Source organism: Pseudomonas sp. M47T1 (assembly GCF_000263855.1).
Classification (GTDB): domain Bacteria; phylum Pseudomonadota; class Gammaproteobacteria; order Pseudomonadales; family Pseudomonadaceae; genus Aquipseudomonas.
Window position 1 is genome coordinate 157,365 of record NZ_AJWX01000007.1, and the last position, 17,045, is coordinate 174,409.

The 17,045-nt window shown below is 63.2% G+C and carries 14 protein-coding genes; 9 read left to right on the top strand and 5 right to left on the bottom strand.

The features are described 5' to 3' along the window. The first annotated feature begins 50 nt into the window (after positions 1–50). Positions 51–1,664: an inorganic phosphate transporter gene (locus PMM47T1_RS10645; protein ID WP_008368442.1), complete on the top strand. Its 1,614-nt coding sequence runs from the start codon at positions 51–53 to the stop codon at positions 1,662–1,664. 169 nt (positions 1,665–1,833) lie between these two features. On the opposite strand, the gene PMM47T1_RS10650 is transcribed toward PMM47T1_RS10645, so the two are convergent. The 5 genes from PMM47T1_RS10650 to PMM47T1_RS10670 all read right to left on the bottom strand — a co-directional run bounded on the left by PMM47T1_RS10650 (position 1,834) and on the right by PMM47T1_RS10670 (position 5,301). Beyond that, complete coding sequence (locus PMM47T1_RS10650) at positions 1,834–2,730, bottom strand: pseudouridine synthase (RefSeq protein ID WP_008368443.1); 897 nt, start codon at positions 2,728–2,730, stop codon at positions 1,834–1,836. 56 nt (positions 2,731–2,786) lie between these two features. Beyond that, positions 2,787–3,101, bottom strand: coding sequence for a hypothetical protein (locus tag PMM47T1_RS10655; protein ID WP_008368444.1), 315 nt, complete (start codon positions 3,099–3,101; stop codon positions 2,787–2,789). Between the two features lie 135 nt (positions 3,102–3,236). Beyond that, positions 3,237–3,668 carry a D-Ala-D-Ala carboxypeptidase family metallohydrolase gene (locus PMM47T1_RS10660; RefSeq protein ID WP_008368445.1) on the bottom strand — a complete coding sequence of 144 codons (432 nt, stop codon included), beginning with the start codon at positions 3,666–3,668 and terminating at the stop codon, positions 3,237–3,239. A gap of 114 nt (positions 3,669–3,782) precedes the next feature. Next, complete coding sequence (locus tag PMM47T1_RS10665) at positions 3,783–4,019, bottom strand: glutaredoxin family protein (protein ID WP_008368446.1); 237 nt, start codon at positions 4,017–4,019, stop codon at positions 3,783–3,785. Positions 4,020–4,092: 73 nt separating this feature from the next. After that, positions 4,093–5,301, bottom strand: a complete 1,209-nt coding sequence (locus PMM47T1_RS10670) for an ammonium transporter (RefSeq protein WP_008368447.1) — start codon at positions 5,299–5,301, stop codon at positions 4,093–4,095. 295 nt (positions 5,302–5,596) lie between these two features. Here PMM47T1_RS10670 and PMM47T1_RS10675 point away from each other — a divergent pair, with 295 nt between their 5' ends. The 8 genes from PMM47T1_RS10675 (at position 5,597) to PMM47T1_RS10710 (ending at position 17,029) form a co-directional block, all read left to right on the top strand. Beyond that, the gene (locus tag PMM47T1_RS10675; RefSeq protein WP_008368448.1) at positions 5,597–5,911 is read left to right on the top strand and encodes a DUF883 family protein; all 315 of its coding nucleotides are present in this window, start codon (positions 5,597–5,599) and stop codon (positions 5,909–5,911) included. A gap of 15 nt (positions 5,912–5,926) precedes the next feature. Beyond that, positions 5,927–6,301 (top strand): phage holin family protein, encoded by a 375-nt coding sequence (locus PMM47T1_RS10680; RefSeq protein WP_008368449.1) that lies wholly within the window; start codon positions 5,927–5,929, stop codon positions 6,299–6,301. Next, positions 6,298–6,630 carry a hypothetical protein gene (locus PMM47T1_RS10685; RefSeq protein WP_008368450.1) on the top strand — a complete coding sequence of 111 codons (333 nt, stop codon included), beginning with the start codon at positions 6,298–6,300 and terminating at the stop codon, positions 6,628–6,630. The genes PMM47T1_RS10680 and PMM47T1_RS10685 overlap by 4 nt, the downstream gene beginning before the upstream one ends. Positions 6,631–6,696: 66 nt before the next feature. Next, complete coding sequence (locus PMM47T1_RS10690) at positions 6,697–7,863, top strand: EAL domain-containing protein (protein WP_008368451.1); 1,167 nt, start codon at positions 6,697–6,699, stop codon at positions 7,861–7,863. A gap of 111 nt (positions 7,864–7,974) precedes the next feature. Beyond that, on the top strand, positions 7,975–9,306 hold the full coding sequence (locus PMM47T1_RS10695; RefSeq protein WP_008368452.1) for a deoxyguanosinetriphosphate triphosphohydrolase: 1,332 nt from the start codon (positions 7,975–7,977) through the stop codon (positions 9,304–9,306). Positions 9,307–9,747: 441 nt separating this feature from the next. Next, the gene (locus tag PMM47T1_RS10700; protein WP_008368453.1) at positions 9,748–10,374 is read left to right on the top strand and encodes a response regulator transcription factor; all 627 of its coding nucleotides are present in this window, start codon (positions 9,748–9,750) and stop codon (positions 10,372–10,374) included. Further along, positions 10,371–13,943 (top strand): transporter substrate-binding domain-containing protein, encoded by a 3,573-nt coding sequence (locus PMM47T1_RS10705; RefSeq protein WP_008368454.1) that lies wholly within the window; start codon positions 10,371–10,373, stop codon positions 13,941–13,943. The genes PMM47T1_RS10700 and PMM47T1_RS10705 overlap by 4 nt, the downstream gene beginning before the upstream one ends. Before the next feature lie 134 nt (positions 13,944–14,077). Further along, the gene (locus tag PMM47T1_RS10710; RefSeq protein ID WP_008368456.1) at positions 14,078–17,029 is read left to right on the top strand and encodes an HD domain-containing phosphohydrolase; all 2,952 of its coding nucleotides are present in this window, start codon (positions 14,078–14,080) and stop codon (positions 17,027–17,029) included. Positions 17,030–17,045: the final 16 nt, after the last annotated feature.

A 17,045-nucleotide genomic window follows, 5' to 3' on the forward strand; every position in this document is an offset into this window, starting at 1 on the left:
CATTTTGCAACGAATATAGGGGTTCCCTTCCCTCAATCGAGTTGCCTGACATGGCTACGCCAACCCTGGCTTCTTCATCCGCAAGCAGTACCCAACAGCGCCCGAAGTTTGACCGCAAACCGGGGCGTGCGACGTTGATCGGGTTTTTCATCGTGCTGGCCGTGGGGCTGATCTACAGCACCTGGAGCATTGTCAGCGACGTCGATGAGATGGGCACCATTGTGACCACCTGGACGCCGTTCATCCTGTTGGGCGTGGCGTTGCTCATCGCCCTGGGCTTTGAATTCGTCAACGGCTTCCACGACACGGCCAACGCCGTGGCCACCGTAATCTACACCCACTCGCTGCCGCCGCAGTTCGCAGTGGTGTGGTCGGGCTGCTTCAACTTCCTTGGCGTGCTGATGTCCAGCGGCGCCGTGGCGTTCGGGATTATCGCGCTGTTGCCGGTAGAACTTATTTTGCAGGTAGGTTCATCGGCCGGTTTCTCGATGATCTTCGCCCTGCTGATCGCTGCCATCCTGTGGAACCTGGGCACTTGGTGGCTGGGCCTGCCCGCCTCCTCGTCCCATACCCTGATTGGCTCGATCATCGGCGTGGGCGTGGCCAATGCCTTGATGCATGGCCGCGACGGCACCAGCGGTGTCGACTGGGGCCAGGCGCTGAAAATAGGCTATTCGCTGCTGCTGTCCCCGCTGCTGGGCTTCGTGTTCGCGGCGCTGTTGCTGTTGGTGCTGCGCGTGCTGGTGAAGAACCGCGCGCTGTACAAGGCGCCGGAAGGTGATGCGCCACCGCCGTGGTGGATTCGCGGCCTGCTGATTCTGACCTGCACCGGCGTGTCGTTTGCCCACGGTTCCAACGACGGGCAGAAAGGCATGGGCCTGATCATGCTGATCCTGGTGGGCACCCTGCCCATGGCCTACGCGCTGAACCGCGCGATGCCGGCTGACCAGGCGGTGCAGTTCGCCGCCGTGGCACAGGTAACCCAGCAGGCACTGGTGAAGGCTGCGCCTACGCCTGTGACCGGCGACCCTCGGGTGATTCTAACCGACTACATTCGCAACAAGCAGGCCAGCCCTGAGTTGGTGCCGGCGCTCGCGGCCATCGCCGGTCTCATCGGCAATGAGGTCAACGCCTACGGTAGCCTGACCGCTATCCCGGCCGCTGCCGTCGGCAACGTGCGTAACGACATGTACCTGACGTCGGAAGCCATTCGCCTGATGGACAAGGACAAGGTGGGCCAGTATGACGCCGATACCCAGGCCAAGGTGGGCCAGTTCAAGCAGCAGATCGACAGCGCCACGCGCTTCATTCCGCTGTGGGTAAAAGTGGCCGTGGCCATTGCTCTGGGGCTGGGCACCATGGTGGGCTGGAAGCGCATCGTGGTCACGGTGGGCGAGAAAATCGGCAAGAACCACTTGACCTACGCCCAGGGCGCCAGCGCCGAAACCGTGGCCATGCTGACCATCGGCGCCGCCGACATGTACGGCCTGCCGGTGTCCACCACCCACGTGCTGTCCTCGGGCGTGGCCGGTGCCATGGTCGCCAATGGCTCGGGCTTGCAAATGCGCACCATCCGCAACCTGGTGATGGCCTGGGTGCTGACCTTGCCGGCTGCGATTCTGCTGTCGGGTGCGTTGTACTGGGTGTTCAGCAGGGCGTTCTGATAGGCGCGGACCCTTTCGCAGCCTGGCGGCATTTGCTACAACACGGGTCGTAGTAGCTGCCGAAAGGCTGCGAAAAGGCCCGCAGGACGTTCGGCGGTGTCCGGTTGACGCGGGCACGCTGCGCGCGCCTTCGCAGCCTGGCGGCAGCTACGGGGCCTGGTGGCAGCCCCTACGGCCAATCCAGCGTCAGGCGACTCTCAAAGTGCCTTTCCTCACCACTGAGCGGATCCTTGAAGCGCAGGCTCTGCGCCAATAACTTTAGCGGTTTGCTGTAGTCATCTTCAGCGCCTTGCGCGCACACCTGCGGGTAGAACGGGTCGTTGCACAAGCTGGCACCCAGCGCCGTCATGTGGACGCGCAACTGATGGGTCTTGCCGGTGATCGGGTACAACAGGTAACGCCACAGATCCCCGTTCCTTTCGCCCACCTCCACCAACGTCTCGCTGTTGGGCTGGCCGTCGACCTCTTGCATGCGAAAGAACGGCTCGCCATGCACCATGCGGCTCTTGTGCACCAACGGGAACGTCAAGTGCGGCAGCGCCGGGGCGATGGCGTGGTAGCGCTTGTCAATCTGCCGGTTGGGGAACAGCGACTGGTAGGCCGACCGCGTGTCGGGGTTGGCAGAGAACAGCACCAGCCCGGCGGTATGCCGGTCGATGCGGTGCAGGGGCACCAGGTTGGGGTTGTCCAGGCGGCGGATCAGGCGGCGCAAGAGGGTATGCTCGACGTACTCGCCGGTTGGCGTCACCGGCAGGAAGTGCGGTTTGTCAGCTACCACCAGATGCTCGTCCACGTGGAGGATGTGCTCCTGGGCAGCAATGGGTTTCTCGTTGGGCACTTCACGGAAATAGTGAATGCGCAGGCCTTGCCGGTAGGCCAGGTTCACGTTGATCGGCTGGCCCTGGGCGTCCAGCACTCGCCCTCGGGCGATGCGGTCAAGCCACTGGGCGCGGTCGATGGCCTTGAAGTGATCGCACAGGCAATCCAGCACGGTGACCCAGGGGCCAGGCGGCAAGCTGAGGGTGCTGGCCTGGTGCTGGGCGGGGTTGAACGTGCTGTCGGACATGGGCGGGCTCTGGGCTCAATACAGCCTGGCATTATCCCCCAGCCGCGTGCCTGCTGTCATTGCGCATGGGCCTGGCGGGCAGCGTCGGTGAATTCCTTGAGCCAGCGCAGCACCTGCACCGCTTCCCAGCGGGTGGGGTCGTACAGGGCATAGAGCAGGCCTTCGTACCCCACCACATCCAGCGGGCGGTGATAGCCGGCACGCTGGAACAGCGCTTCGATTTCGGCGAAACAGGTGTTGAAGTGCAATTTGTTGAAGGGCGTCTTGCGTTCGGTCACCAGGCCATCGAGGCGCAGTTCCAGCACGGCTTCCTGGACCACTTCGGGGCTCATGCGATTGACGCTGTATTTCAATTGTTCGACGTTGACCACGCGGGCAATCCTCTGACTTCGTTGCTCAAGGCGCACACCGGCGCCTTGTGGTAGTGTTCTTCCGTTAATACTGTATTTATATACAGCATAAGGATCACCGCCCCACCCGTCAATCCACAGATGATCGGTGGCCGCTCAGGCGACGCCTGCCAGATAACCGGTACCCTTGCGCAAGGTAAGTACCTGGCGCCGCGGGGCCCGGGCACTGACCGCCACATGGACCCAGCGGTCGAACTCCAGGATCACCTGGTCGAAGGCCAGCGAGCTGTCCGCGATCAGTTCCACCACCTGACGCGGAGGTAACCCCACCACGGTGAAATCGGCCGCCAGGCCCTGCACATGGGCACTGTTGTCGGCACCGCCGATCAGCCGGTTCAGCGCCGGGCAGCGGTAGCCACTGCTGATCAGCAGCGGCGCCCCCACCAGCTCGCGCGCACCTTCGAGCAATTGGCACAGGCGCTGCAGATTGGCGATGGTTGGCGCATCGGGGGTGTTGTCGATGCCGGCCTTGCGGGCCGTGGGGGACTCAATCAATTCTTGCAGGGTGAAGTGTTCGCTGAGGTTCATGTTGTCGCTCCTTGACAGCCACTGGGTAGGCGCCGGCCTTCTCGGTGACCGGCGATGGTACGTGCAGTTATCTATGCAGGAGGGGCAACGAGGCAGCGGGAAAACCTGCACCGGTCAGCGAACGAAGGCAACCACCTGGTCGGTGTCGAACGGCCAGCGCAGTTCGGCACCGGTGTCGACGCGGCGCAGCACGGGGATGTGCATTGCATACAGGTCAAACAGCGGTGAATACTCAGCGATATCAATCAGCTCCACCTGCAGGCCGTGCTCAACCAATGGCATGAGTTCGAACTCCGCCAACTCGCACAGGTGACAACCCGGGGTTCCCAGCAATTGGCATTCGGCAGGCATGGGGCGGATACCGTTGTTCACACGATGACGACCATTTTAAAACCCCGCGCCAATGGTCGTCGAGCCGCGAATTTCAGTCGTGGCTCACGGCACCGATCTTGTGCAACGACAGGTCGGCACCGTAATACTCCTGCTCTTGGCTCAAGCGAATACCGCACACCAGCTTGAGCACGCCGTACACGGCGAAGCCGCCCACCAGTGCCACAACGATGCCCGCCAGGCTGCCCAGCACTTGCACGCTCAGACTCACACCGCCGATGCCGCCCAGGGCCTTCTGGCCGAAGATTCCGCACGCCACCCCACCCCACACGCCGCAGATACCGTGCAAGGGCCACACACCCAGCACGTCATCGATTTTCCATTTGCCTTGGGCGGCAATGAAGCAGCCAACAAACAGCGCGCCGGCGATAGCGCCGGTCACTAGCGCGCCCACCGGGTGCATCAGGTCGGAGCCGGCGCACACCGCCACCAGCCCGGCCAGCGGGCCGTTGTGCAGGAAGCCGGGGTCATTGCGGCCCACGATCAGGGCAGCGATGGTGCCGCCCACCATGGCCATCAACGAATTGATCGCCACCAGGCCACTCATGCCTGCCACGCTCTGGGCGCTCATGACGTTGAAGCCGAACCAGCCCACCATCAGAATCCACGAGCCCAGGGCCAGGAACGGAATGTTCGACGGCGCAAACGCCACAAGGCGCCCATCACGGTAGCGTCCCTGACGCGGCCCCAGCAACAGCACCGCAGCCAATGCCAGCCAACCACCCATGGCGTGCACCACCACGGAACCTGCGAAGTCATGGAAGGTGGCGCCAAAATGCGCAAGCAACCACGGCTGCACGCCGTAATTGCCGTTCCAGGCAATGCCTTCGAAGAATGGGTAGACAAAGGCGACGATCAAGGTGGTGGCGCACAACTGCGGCACACAGCGCGCCCGCTCGGCGATGCCGCCGGAAATGATCGCCGGAATCGCCGCGGCAAAGGTCAGCAGGAAGAAGAACTTCACCAGCGCATAACCATGGTCGGCGCTCAATTCGCTGGCCGGGGCAATGAACGTCACGCCATAGGCGATCCAGTAGCCTATAAAGAAATAGGCCAGGGTCGACACGGCGAAATCGCTGAGGATCTTGCACAGGGCATTGACCTGGTTCTTCTGGCGAACGGTGCCAACTTCCAGGAAGGCAAAACCGGCGTGCATGGCCAGTACCATGACAGCGCCCATCAGCAGGAACAGGGTGTTGGAGCCGTGAATCAACGTTTGCACGGCGCTTTGCAGATTATCCATCGAGAAGGCAGACCTGAGATCAGGAAAAAGAGCACCAAAGCAGGTCGACCGATGAGTCACCGCACCAATATGGGACGGCGAGTACGCTCATTATTCGACTGCGTGGTAATTTTTCCTCGGGGTTATTTCGTTTGGGTTAAGGTTCTTTACCGAGCGCAGGCTCTGGCGCGCCGATTCGGCGCACGTGCCCGCTGTTATGCACCAAGTAAAAGCAAAAGCTGTACCAGACAATCGTGAAGGAACCTTCAGAAACCCTGGCTACTCGAAACACCAGACGCCCACAATGGAGAGCATCATGGCCCGCACCACGGCAAAGACTGCGCAAGACGTACTGATGGCTGATTTTCAGACGTTGGTGCGCGACACCGAAAAACTGCTGGACCACACCAAGACCCTGGCGGGCGATCAGGCCGACGAGCTTCGCGAGCAAATTCACGACAGCCTGCTGCGCGCCCGCGAAACCCTGAAGGCCACCGAACAGTCGCTGCGCCTCAAGGGCGAAGCCGCCGTGGCCAAAACCGAGGAATACGTGCAGGAAAACCCTTGGCAGTCCATCGGCATCGCGGCCGGCGTGGGCTTTCTCATCGGCCTGCTGGCCACAAGGCGCTGACCCATGGCTTTGGACATGGATTCGAAATCGACGGCCGCCGGGCCGTCGTCGCGGCGCCTGGGCGCGGCTCTGCTGGGGCTGCTGCACAGCCACGTGGAGCTGTTCGGCATTGAATTGCAAGAACAGAAATCACGTACCCTGAGCCTGCTGCTGTTTGCCGGCCTGGCGCTGGTGTTCGCTTTGCTGGCGCTGGTGGCGTTGTCGGGGCTGATCCTGATTTTGCTGTGGGACAACTACCGCATGGTGGGCATGATCGGCTTGTGCCTGTTCTACCTGCTGGCCGGGCTGTTCTGTGCCATGCGCCTCAAGGCAGCGATCTTCGACGAATCTTCGCCGTTCAGCGGCACCCTTGAAGAGCTGGCCAACGACCGGGAGCGCCTGTTGCCATGAGTGCACCCAACCTGCCACAGAACCAGTCGCGGCGCGAAATGCGCAAGGCGTTGATCCGCCTGCGCATGGAAATGCACCGCCAGGAAATTCGCCACGAGTCGGGCCAGCTGGTCAACCCGTTGAATCGGTTGCGCGGCATGGGCCAATCCGTGCAGGACGGCTTGGGCATCAAGCATGCACCGTTATGGGGCCTGGCCGGGGTTGTGCTGCTGGGCTTTTTGACCGGCAAGGGCGCCAAGAGCAACGGTGTGGGCGGCCTTACCCGCCTGGTACGGCTAGGCACGAGCCTGATGCCATTGATCAAACTCGCACTGCAACGAAAAGATTAGTGCCATCATTTGGCTACATTCTTGCAAGAGCGGTCAGTCTCGCCACACGCCATCTGAGGAGTCGCCGTGTTCGACGGGCAACCGCTCGCCTGGTTTCAGCCGTTCATCGACACCGCCACCGGCCGCATCGCCGGCGTTGAAGCCTTGGGCCGTCTGCGCCAGGCCGACGGTCAGGTGCAATCGGTAGGACCGCTGTTTGCCGACCCTCGCACCCTGCCAGCCGCACTGCGGCGCCTGGATCGGCAGATCCGCGGCGATGCCTTGGGCCGCCTGGCCGAAGCGCCTCAAGACTGGTTCCTGAGCCTCAATATCTCGCCACGCTGGATCAGCCGCCTGCGCGACGACCAACCGCTGCCCAGCCTCAACCAGTTGCAGCGCCATGGCGTTGCGCCGCAACGGGTGGTATTTGAAATCACCGAGTTGGGCGGTGACAGCCGTCGCCTTAGCCAGGTGGTGCAACGCTACCGCGAGGCCGGGGCGCGCATCGCCATCGACGACTTTGGCGCCGGCTACTCCCAGCTTGACCGCGTGCTGGCGCTGCAGCCGGACATTCTCAAGCTCGACATGCGCCTGTTCCAGGCCGCGGCCCGCGGCGGCCCCAGCAGCGAAGTGGTGAAGGCCCTGGCGCAGATGGCGGAAAAGACCGGCTGCTGGATCATTGCCGAAGGCGTGGAAACCGAAGCCGAGCTCAATTTCGCCCTGGAGTGCGGTTCGCGTTACGTGCAGGGCTACCTGTTCGCCCGCGCCGAACCGCACTTTTTCCCCACCGATGCCTTCGTCGCCCGCTTTGCTGCCCTGCGCGAGCGCTACGTGCAACAGAAACTGGGCGAGCGCGCCCGGCTGATGAACCTGCGCCAACAATTGATCAAGCTGATGGCCATCCTGCACCCCTGGGCCCAGGCGGGCGCGCCCCTGAGCGAACTGCCGCAACTGGACGCCTACCCCTGGCTGCTGCGCTTCTACCAGTGCGACCGCCACGGCACGCAACTGACGCCGAACATGGAATGGCGCCACAACGCCTGGCACGCCGACCCCAGCTACCTGGGCCACAACTGGTCCTGGCGCCCCTACTTCTACCACTTGCTGGCAGAAGGCTGGGACGAGCGCCGCCTGATCCTGTCCAACACCTACCGCGACGCTACTAGCAACCAGTACTGCCTCACCGCCGGGCAGTTCTTTGATAACGGCCAGCGCCTGCTGTTGATTGACGTAGACGCGGCGCAGCTGGGCTGAGGTATCCACGTAGCCTGGCGGCAGCGGCGTGGTTGAAACACCATTAAAACTTGCACGAATCCCGCCAAACCCCGAAGCTCAAGCTCAATCACGCTTTCAGGAGATTCGGCCTTGGATTGGCTTACCCTGCTCAACCGCGAACGTCTCGGCAAGATCCTGCACAGCCCTGAAGAGCTGGGCCGCAGCCCCTTTCACAAGGACCACGACCGGGTCATTTTCTCCGGTGCCTTCCGCCGCCTGGGCCGCAAGACCCAAGTGCACCCCGTGACCAGCAATGACCACATTCACACGCGCCTTACCCATTCGCTGGAAGTCAGTTGCGTGGGCCGTTCGCTGGGCATGCGCGTGGGTGAAACCCTGCGCGACCAGTTGCCCAGCTGGTGCGAACCCAGCGACCTGGGCATGGTGGTGCAGTCGGCGTGCCTGGCCCATGACATTGGCAACCCGCCCTTCGGCCATTCCGGCGAGGACGCCATTCGCCACTGGTTCCAGCAGGCCGCGGGCCGCGGCTGGCTGGACGGCATGACCCCGACCCAGCAAAACGATTTCCTCAATTTCGAAGGCAACGCCCAGGGCTTTCGCGTGCTCACCCAACTCGAATACCACCAGTTCGACGGTGGCATGCGCCTGACCTACGCCACTCTGGGCACCTACCTGAAGTACCCGTGGACCGCTCGCCATGCCGACTCCCTGGGCTACAAGAAGCACAAGTTCGGCTGCTACCAGAGCGAGTTGCCGTTGCTTGAGCAGATCGCCCACAAACTGGGCCTGCCACAACTGGAAGACCAGCGCTGGGCGCGGCACCCATTGGTGTACTTGATGGAGGCCGCCGACGACATCTGCTACGCGCTGATCGATCTGGAAGACGGCCTGGAAATGGACTTGCTCGACTACGCCGAAGTCGAATCGCTGCTGCTGGGCCTGGTGGGCGACGACTTGCCGGAAACCTACCGCCAACTGGGACCGCTGGATTCACGCCGGCGCAAACTGGCGATCCTGCGCGGCAAGGCCATCGAGCACCTGACCAACGCCGCCGCACGGGCCTTCGTCGAGCAACAGGACGCCCTGCTGGCCGGCACCCTGCAGGGCGACCTGGTGGAACACATGCACGGCCCGGCCAAGCGCTGCGTGCTCAGTGCCAAGGACATGGCGCGCAAGAAAATTTTCCAGGACAAGCGCAAGACCCTGCACGAAATCGGCGCCTACACCACCCTGGAAATCCTCCTCAACGCCTTGTGTGGCGCCGCGCTGGAACAGCACGGCGGCCAGCAGCCCTCATTCAAGAACCGGCGCATTCTCGACCTGCTCGGCAACAGCGCCCCCAACCCTGACGGTTCGCTGCATGCCTCGTTCCTGCGCATGATCGACTTCATCGCCGGCATGACCGACAGCTATGCCAGTGAGATGGCACGGGAAATGACCGGCCGCTCCAGTCCGCAGTGACCTGCAGCGGTGGCCCCAGACGGGGGCCACCCTCCCCTGCATCACCTTCGGAAAAAACCTACGATACTTTCAGAAGCGTCCTCTCGCCGGCACCGTCCTGCCCGGGGAATAATCTGTCGCAGCTGTAAGGGAAATCCCTTCAAGCGTGTAAGACCTATACTAGAAACTTCAGGCCCCACGCGCCGCTGGCGAACACACCCCCCACTAAGTGAATATTTACATACAACTTTACCGCTTGTGAAAATACACTTTCATTCCGTCACAAAGCCATCACACTATTACCTTGACACCCTAGAAAAACGCTTTTAGCTGTATTCTTAAACTACAATTTCTGTAGGAAGTTTCCTATATGGCGCAGACGGCTATCTTTCTTCATATGCCACCCTCTGCAACTGGGCTAATGTGCGCTTTTTCTTCGTCGCCTGTATGGGAAAGTTATTTATGAGCACCGCTTTTATCGTTGACGACCATCCGGTCATCCGCCTCGCCGTACGGTTCCTGCTGGAAAAAGAGGGCTACACCGTGATCGGCGAATGTGACAACGGCGTCGACGCCATGCAGATCATCCGCGAGAACCCGCCGGACCTGATCATTCTCGACATCAGCATCCCGCGTCTGGATGGCCTGGAAGTGCTTGCACGCTTCCAGACCATGAACATCGGCCCGAAAATTCTTGTACTCACCGCGCAGACACCGGCCTTGTTCACCTTTCGCTGCATGCAGTCGGGCGCCGCCGGTTACGTGTGCAAACAGGAAGCCCTGGGGGAACTGAGCAGCGCCATCAAGGCGGTGATGTCCGGTTATAACTACTTCCCCAGCGAGGCCCTCAACCCTCCGAACCTGGACGACTGCGGGCGCAATGAAATAGAACGCTTCAAGGCCGTCAACGACCGTGAGTTGATGGTCTTGCAACTGTTTGCCCAAGGGCGTTCAAACAAGGAAATCGCCAAGGGTATGTTTCTCAGTAACAAGACCGTCAGCACCTACAAGAAACGACTGATGCAGAAACTGCAAGTGGCTTCATTGGTTGAACTGATTGAAATTGCCAAACGCAATGCCCTTGTATGAATAAACTCACCCGCCGCGTGGCCCTTTGCTGCAGCTTTCTGTGCATCGCCGTCGATGCAGTTGCAGCACAGCACACCCAGTGGCTGGTACTGCGCAGCCACGACGCTGCCCCCACACTCACCCCGTCTCGCTCGGGTGACAACGGCGCACCGTTGCGCCTGGGCGTTTCGGCGCCTGATTACCCACCGTTCGACATCAGCACGGCCCAAGAGTACGAAGGCCTGAGCGCCGACTATGCCACTCTGGTGGGCCATGCGCTGGGCCGCCCGATAGCCGTGCAGCGCTACCCCAGCCGTGACCAGGCCATCGACGCGCTGCGCGACGGGCGCATCGACTTGCTGGCCAGTGCCAACGGCTACGAGGCCGTGCAACCGCAACTGGCCCTGAGCAGCGCCTACGCTGTGGACCGCCCGGTGCTGGTCACCCGCACAGACGACGACCGCCCCTTGGATGACGGCCTGGCGGGGCGCCGCCTGAGCGTGGTCAACCACTACCTGCCCGCCGCCTACATCAAGGCCCACTACCCCGAGGCGATCGTGCAGTACTACCCGTCCTATCAGAATGCCCTGAACGCGGTAGCATTCGAGCAGGCCGACGTTTTTCTGGGCGACACCATTTCCACCCATTACCAAATGGACCAGGGCCTGCTGAACAATGTGCACATGGCCAACTTCAGCCGCGACGAGGCATCGGGCTTCAGTTTCGCGGTGCGCCGTGACAACCCCGCCCTGCTGGCCCGGATCAACCAGGCACTGGATGACGTGAGCGTGAGCCAGCGCCAGGCTATCTTCCAGCGCTGGAGCGGAGCCAGCGACCTGTTGCTCACCGACCGCAAACTGCAATTGAGCCGCCAGGAACAGCGCTGGCTGGCCACGCACCCCAGTGTGCGGGTAGTGGTAGACGACTCGTTCGCGCCGCTGACGTTTTTCGACCGCTACGGTAACCTGCGCGGCATCAGCGCCGACTTGCTGGAACTGATCCGCCTGCGCACCGGGCTGCAGTTCGAGATTCAACGCGCCACCGGCGTCAACGACATGCTCACCCGTGTCAGCCAGGGCAACGCCGACCTGGTCGCGGCCATCATTCCCAGCGACCAGCGCGAACAGCGCCTGCAATTCAGCCGCCCCTACCTGAGCAATTCCTTCGTGCTGCTGACCGCCAAGGACAGCCGCTTGAACGACCTGGGCGACCTTGACGGCCGCCGCCTGGCCATTACCCGCGGCAACCCGCTGGTGCCCTGGCTGCAGGAACACTTTCCCCACGTGCAGCTAGAACAAACCGACGACGGCTTTGCCAGCCTGGACCGGCTTGCCCAGGGCCAGGTCGAGGGCGCCGTCAGCTCGCTGGTGGTGGCCCGCCACCTATTGGCCTCGCCGTTGTTTCAGGACCGCCTGGCAATTCGCAGCACGGTGGGCTCCGTCCCGGCCACCTTTGTCTTGGCCACGGCCCATGAGGCCACGGAACTGGCGTCCATACTCGACAAAGCGCTGCTGAGCATCGACCCGGCGCAAATGACCGCCCTCATCGCCCGCTGGCGCAACTACGCGCCAGGGGGCACAGGTTACTGGCGCAATTATCATCGCCTGATCCTGCAGATCGTCGCCGGCGCCACCCTGCTGCTGAGCGTATCGCTGCTGTGGATCCTGTACATGAAACGCCAGATTCGCCAACGACTGCGTGCCGAGCGCGCCCTGAGCGACCAGTTCCAGTTCATGCGCACGCTGGTGGACGGCACCCCTCACCCGATCTATGTGCGTGACCGCGCGGGCCTGCTGATCAGTTGCAACGACAGTTACCTGAAAACCTTCGACGCCCGGCGCGAAGACGTGCTCGGCAAGACCGTGCAACAGGGCGTGCTGCCAGACCCCGAACAGGCCCGTGCCTATCACCTGGATTACCTGCACGTGATGGCCCAGGGCGAGCCGCTGGTGATGGACCGCCCCCTGCGCATCGGCTCGCATCTGCTGAGCATTTACCACTGGATACTGCCGTACCGCGATTCGGCTGGCCAGGTACAGGGGGTGATCGGTGGCTGGATCGACATCAGCGAGCGCCGCCAGCTCCTGGAAGACCTGCGCCAGGCCAAGGACCAGGCCGACCAGGCCAACCGGGCCAAAAGCACGTTCCTGACCACCATGAGCCACGAGATTCGCACCCCCATGAACGCCCTGATAGGCATGCTCGAACTGGCCATGCGCCGTGCCGAGCAGAACCAGCTGGACAGCGGCGCCATCGAGGTGGCCTATTCGTCGGCGCGAGACCTGCTGGCGCTGATCGGCGATATCCTTGACGTATCGCGCATCGAAGCCGGGCACCTGACGCTGGCGCTGGAACGCACCCAGGCGCCACGCCTGGTCAGCGACGTGGCGCGCATCTTCGAAGGCCTGGCGCGCGACAAGGGCCTGCCGTTGCACCTGCGCCTGCCCACCACGCCGCAACCTGACGTAGTGCTGGACCCGCTGCGCCTCAAGCAAGTGCTGTCGAACCTGGTCAGTAACGCGATCAAGTTCACCGACCAGGGCCAGGTGACCCTCGAACTGACCATGACACCCGGTACCAAGCCCGGCACTCGGCAGGTGCAGGTGCAGGTCACCGACACCGGCATTGGCATCACCGGCACCGACCGCCAGCGGCTGTTCCAGCCGTTCGCCCAGGTCGACCCCGACAGCGCTCGCGCACGCAGTGGCACCGGCCTGGGGCTGATGATCAGCAAGCACCTGTGCCACCTGATGGGGGCTAGCATCGAGCTGCACAGCGAACCTGGCCAAGGGACTCAGGTGCACATCAACCTGGTGGCCGACGAGTTGGCCGCGCAGGCCCCGGCGCCCGCCCAGGCCCCGCCCGCCGTGAACCTGCACGGGCTGCGGGTGCTGGTGGTCGACGACCACCCCGCCAACCGCTTGCTGATGACCCAGCAACTGGACTTTCTGGGCCTGAGCGCCACCACCGCGGACAACGGCGACCGCGGGCTGCAGGTTGCACTGGACAGCCCGTTCGACGTGCTGCTGGTGGACTGCAACATGCCGGGCATCGATGGCTACGAGCTGACCCGGCGCCTGCGCCAGCAGGAACAGCAACAAGGGCTGCGGCCGCGGGTGATTTTTGGCTATACCGCCAGTGCCCAGGATCAGGAGCGCGAACGTTGCCTGGCAGCCGGCATGAACGACTGCCTGTTCAAACCCATGGGCCTGGCCGACTTGACCCGGGCACTGGCAACGGTGGCCGTGCAACTGCATGGTGGCGTGCTGGACCTCAGCCAGTTGGCGCCCTTGACCGGCGGCGAACCCAAGCTTGAACGACGGCTGTTGCAACAGGTACTGGACAGCTGCATGGCCGACCGCCAGGCATTGCTGGCCGCCGACACCCCCAGCGCCCTGCATGACCTGGCGCACCGCATCAAGGGCGCTGCGCGGATTGTGGCGGCGACTACCCTGACCCAGGCCTGCGAAGCCCTGGAAAAGGCCTGCCAGGACGGCGCGAGCACGGTTTCGGCGACACCGGTGGCCACCGCCATGGAAGCGCTGGAACGGGCGTTGAAACGGCACTTGGCAACCCTGCCCGACAACTGAGGCAGCAGGCTTGTCAACGGCCATTCCGTTAGCCATTATCGGCCCGCAAGGGCTGCGGTGATCAGGCTCTGCACGCTGTCGCGCCTTGACTATGCTTGGCGGGCGGTGAACGCATCCTCAAGGAGTGATTCGCGATGCCCAGGCTCACAGAACGCCGCTTTCCGCTGCATGTGCATATCAGCGCCATGTTCACCCTGCTGTTGCTGCTCACCGGCACCGTGCTGGGGCTGTTCAACTACCGACAGACCTCGCAGATCATCCTGTCCAGCAGCCAGACTCTGTTTTCGCGCATAGACCAGGATGTGCGCCTGGACATCGACCATACCTACCTGCCTATCCGTCATCTGCTGAGCCTGCTGGCCCTCAACGATGCCGCCCAGGCCGGGAACCTGGAGCAGCGTCTGGCACTGCTCGAACCCATGGCGCAGTCACTGGCAGACAACCCCAACCTGGCCTCGCTGTATACCGGCTACGGCAACGGCGACTTTTTCATGGTCCGGCCGCTGCGTACCGACGCCCTCAAGCAGCGTTTCGATGCCCCGGCCAACGCCGCCTACCAGGTGTGGAGCATCGAGCATGACAGCGCAGGTACCGTGCTGGAGCAATCACTGATGTACGACAGCGCGCTGAACCCCATCAGCCGCCACGCAGCCAACGACGCGCCTTACGATCCCCGCACCCGCGACTGGTTCAGCCGTGCACTCAATGATCGCGGGCAGATCACCACTGATCCCTATGTGTTTTTCTCCAGCCACGCGGTGGGTACCACCCTGGCCCTGCGCGTCAGCGATCACGTGGTGCTGGGCGCCGACCTGACCCTGGACGACCTCAGCGCCACCCTGGCCAAGCATCGGGTCACTCCCCATACCCAGATCGCGCTGTTCGACCATGGCGGCAACGCCGTCGCCTATCCCGACAGCCAGCGCCTGATCACCCAGAGCGGCACTGCCGAACTGGTCAAGGTGGCCGAACTCAACCCGGCACTGGCCGAGCTGCTGGCCAATGGCAGCGGCGATGACAACCGCCTGCACGCTGCCGGACGTGATTGGGTGGTGTCGCGCAGCAGCATCGACCAGGGTGGCCCCGACGGCCTGCAACTGGCCCTGCTGGTGCCCGAGGATGAATTGCTGGCCGATGCCTATCGAATGCGCTGGCAAGGCGCGCTGGTGACCCTGACCATTCTGCTGCTGTGCCTGCCGGTGGGCTGGTTGACCTCGCGCCTGCTGGTCAAGCCGATCTACGCCCTGGTGAAGGAAGCCGATGCGATTCGCAGCTTCAACTTCAAACACCCGCCGGCCCAGCGCTCGCCGGTCCTTGAAGTGGACCAGTTGACCGAATCCATGCGCCGCATGAAACAGACCCTGGCCAGCTTCTTCGAGATCACCGCCAGCCTGTCCGCCGAGACCCGATTCGAGCCGTTGCTCAAGCGCGTGCTGCAGGAAACCGTGAACCTGAGCCACGCCCAGGCGGGCATCATCTACCTGTACGACAGCGACACCGGGCGCGTCGAGCCCAGCGGGCTGATCATCAACGAGAAGCGCCGCAACGTGAAAAACTACGGCCTGACCAGCCACGCCCTGGGCGGCGCCGACACCCCGGAGTGGCTGCGTGACCTCAGCGAGCAACGCAACAGCGTGGTGACGTCACTGGGCTTTGATCAAGCCCGCGAGCTCAAGCCGGTCATGCTCAAGCTCGACAGCCCGCGCCTGGACCTGATCGGCGTGCGCCTGCACAACCGCCGCAATGAAACCATCGGCGTGCTGGTACTGCTGCACCGCGACACCGGCAGCCGCAGCGACCTGGCAAAGTTCGGCCCCGACCGCATTGCGTTCATCCAGGCCGTTTCCGGCGTGGCGGCCGCCAGCATCGAGGGTCAGCGCCTGCAAGTGCGCCAGCAGCAACTGCTGGACGCCTTCATTCAGATCATCGCCGGCGCCATCGACGCCAAGAGCCCCTACACCGGCGGCCACTGCCAGCGCGTACCGGTGCTGACCAAGATGCTCGCCCGCGCCGCCGCCGACAGCCAGCAGCCGCCGTTTGCCCACTACCAGCCCACCGAAGAAGAGTGGGAAGCGCTGCACATTGCCGCGTGGCTGCACGACTGCGGCAAAGTCACCACGCCGGAGTACGTGGTGGACAAAGCCACCAAACTGGAAACCCTGTACGACCGCATCCATGAGATCCGCACACGCTTTGAAGTGCTCAAGCGCGACGCCTGGATCGACTACTGGCAGCGCCTGGCCGAAGGCGGCGACGGTGCCGCGCTGGCGGGCCGAAGGGATACCGAACTGCAGGCGCTGGACGACGACTTTGCCTTCGTGGCCCGCAGCAACCTGGGCGGTGAATTCATGGACGCCGCCAGCCTGGAGCGCCTGGCGCGCATTGCCGAACGTACCTGGTTGCGCACCCTGGACGACCGCCTGGGCGTGTCGTGGGAAGAAAACAAGCGCCAGGAACGCAGCCCGGCCGCCCCACTGCCCGCGCGCGAGCCGCTGCTGGCCGACCGCCCCGAGCATTTATTCGAGCGCCCGGACGCCGAGCGCATGCCCGAGGACAACCCCTGGGGTTTCAACATGAAAGTGCCCCAGCACAAGTTCAACCGGGGCGAGCTGTACAACCTGAGTATCGGCCGCGGCACGCTGACCGCCGAAGAGCGCTACATCATCAACCATCACATGGTGCAGACCATCCTGATGCTCAGCCGCCTGCCCTTCCCCAGCCACCTGCAGAACGTTGCCGAAATGGCCGGCGGGCACCATGAGAAAATGGACGGCAGTGGCTACCCTAAAGGCCTCAAGCGCGAGCAGATGAGCCTGCCGGCGCGCATGATGGCCATTGCCGATATCTTCGAAGCGCTGACGGCGGCCGACCGTCCCTACAAGAAGGGCAAGACCCTCAGCGAGGCCCTGGGCATCATGGCGTTCATGTGCCGCGACGCGCACATCGACCCCGAACTGTTCGCGCTGTTCCTGCGCAGCGGGGTGTACATGGAATACGCCCGGCAATTTTTGCCCGCGCAGCAACTCGATGCCGTGGACATCGAACAGGTGCTGGCCAAGGCCGGCGTGGCCCCGCAGATCGCCTGACGGGTTTGCGTAGCAG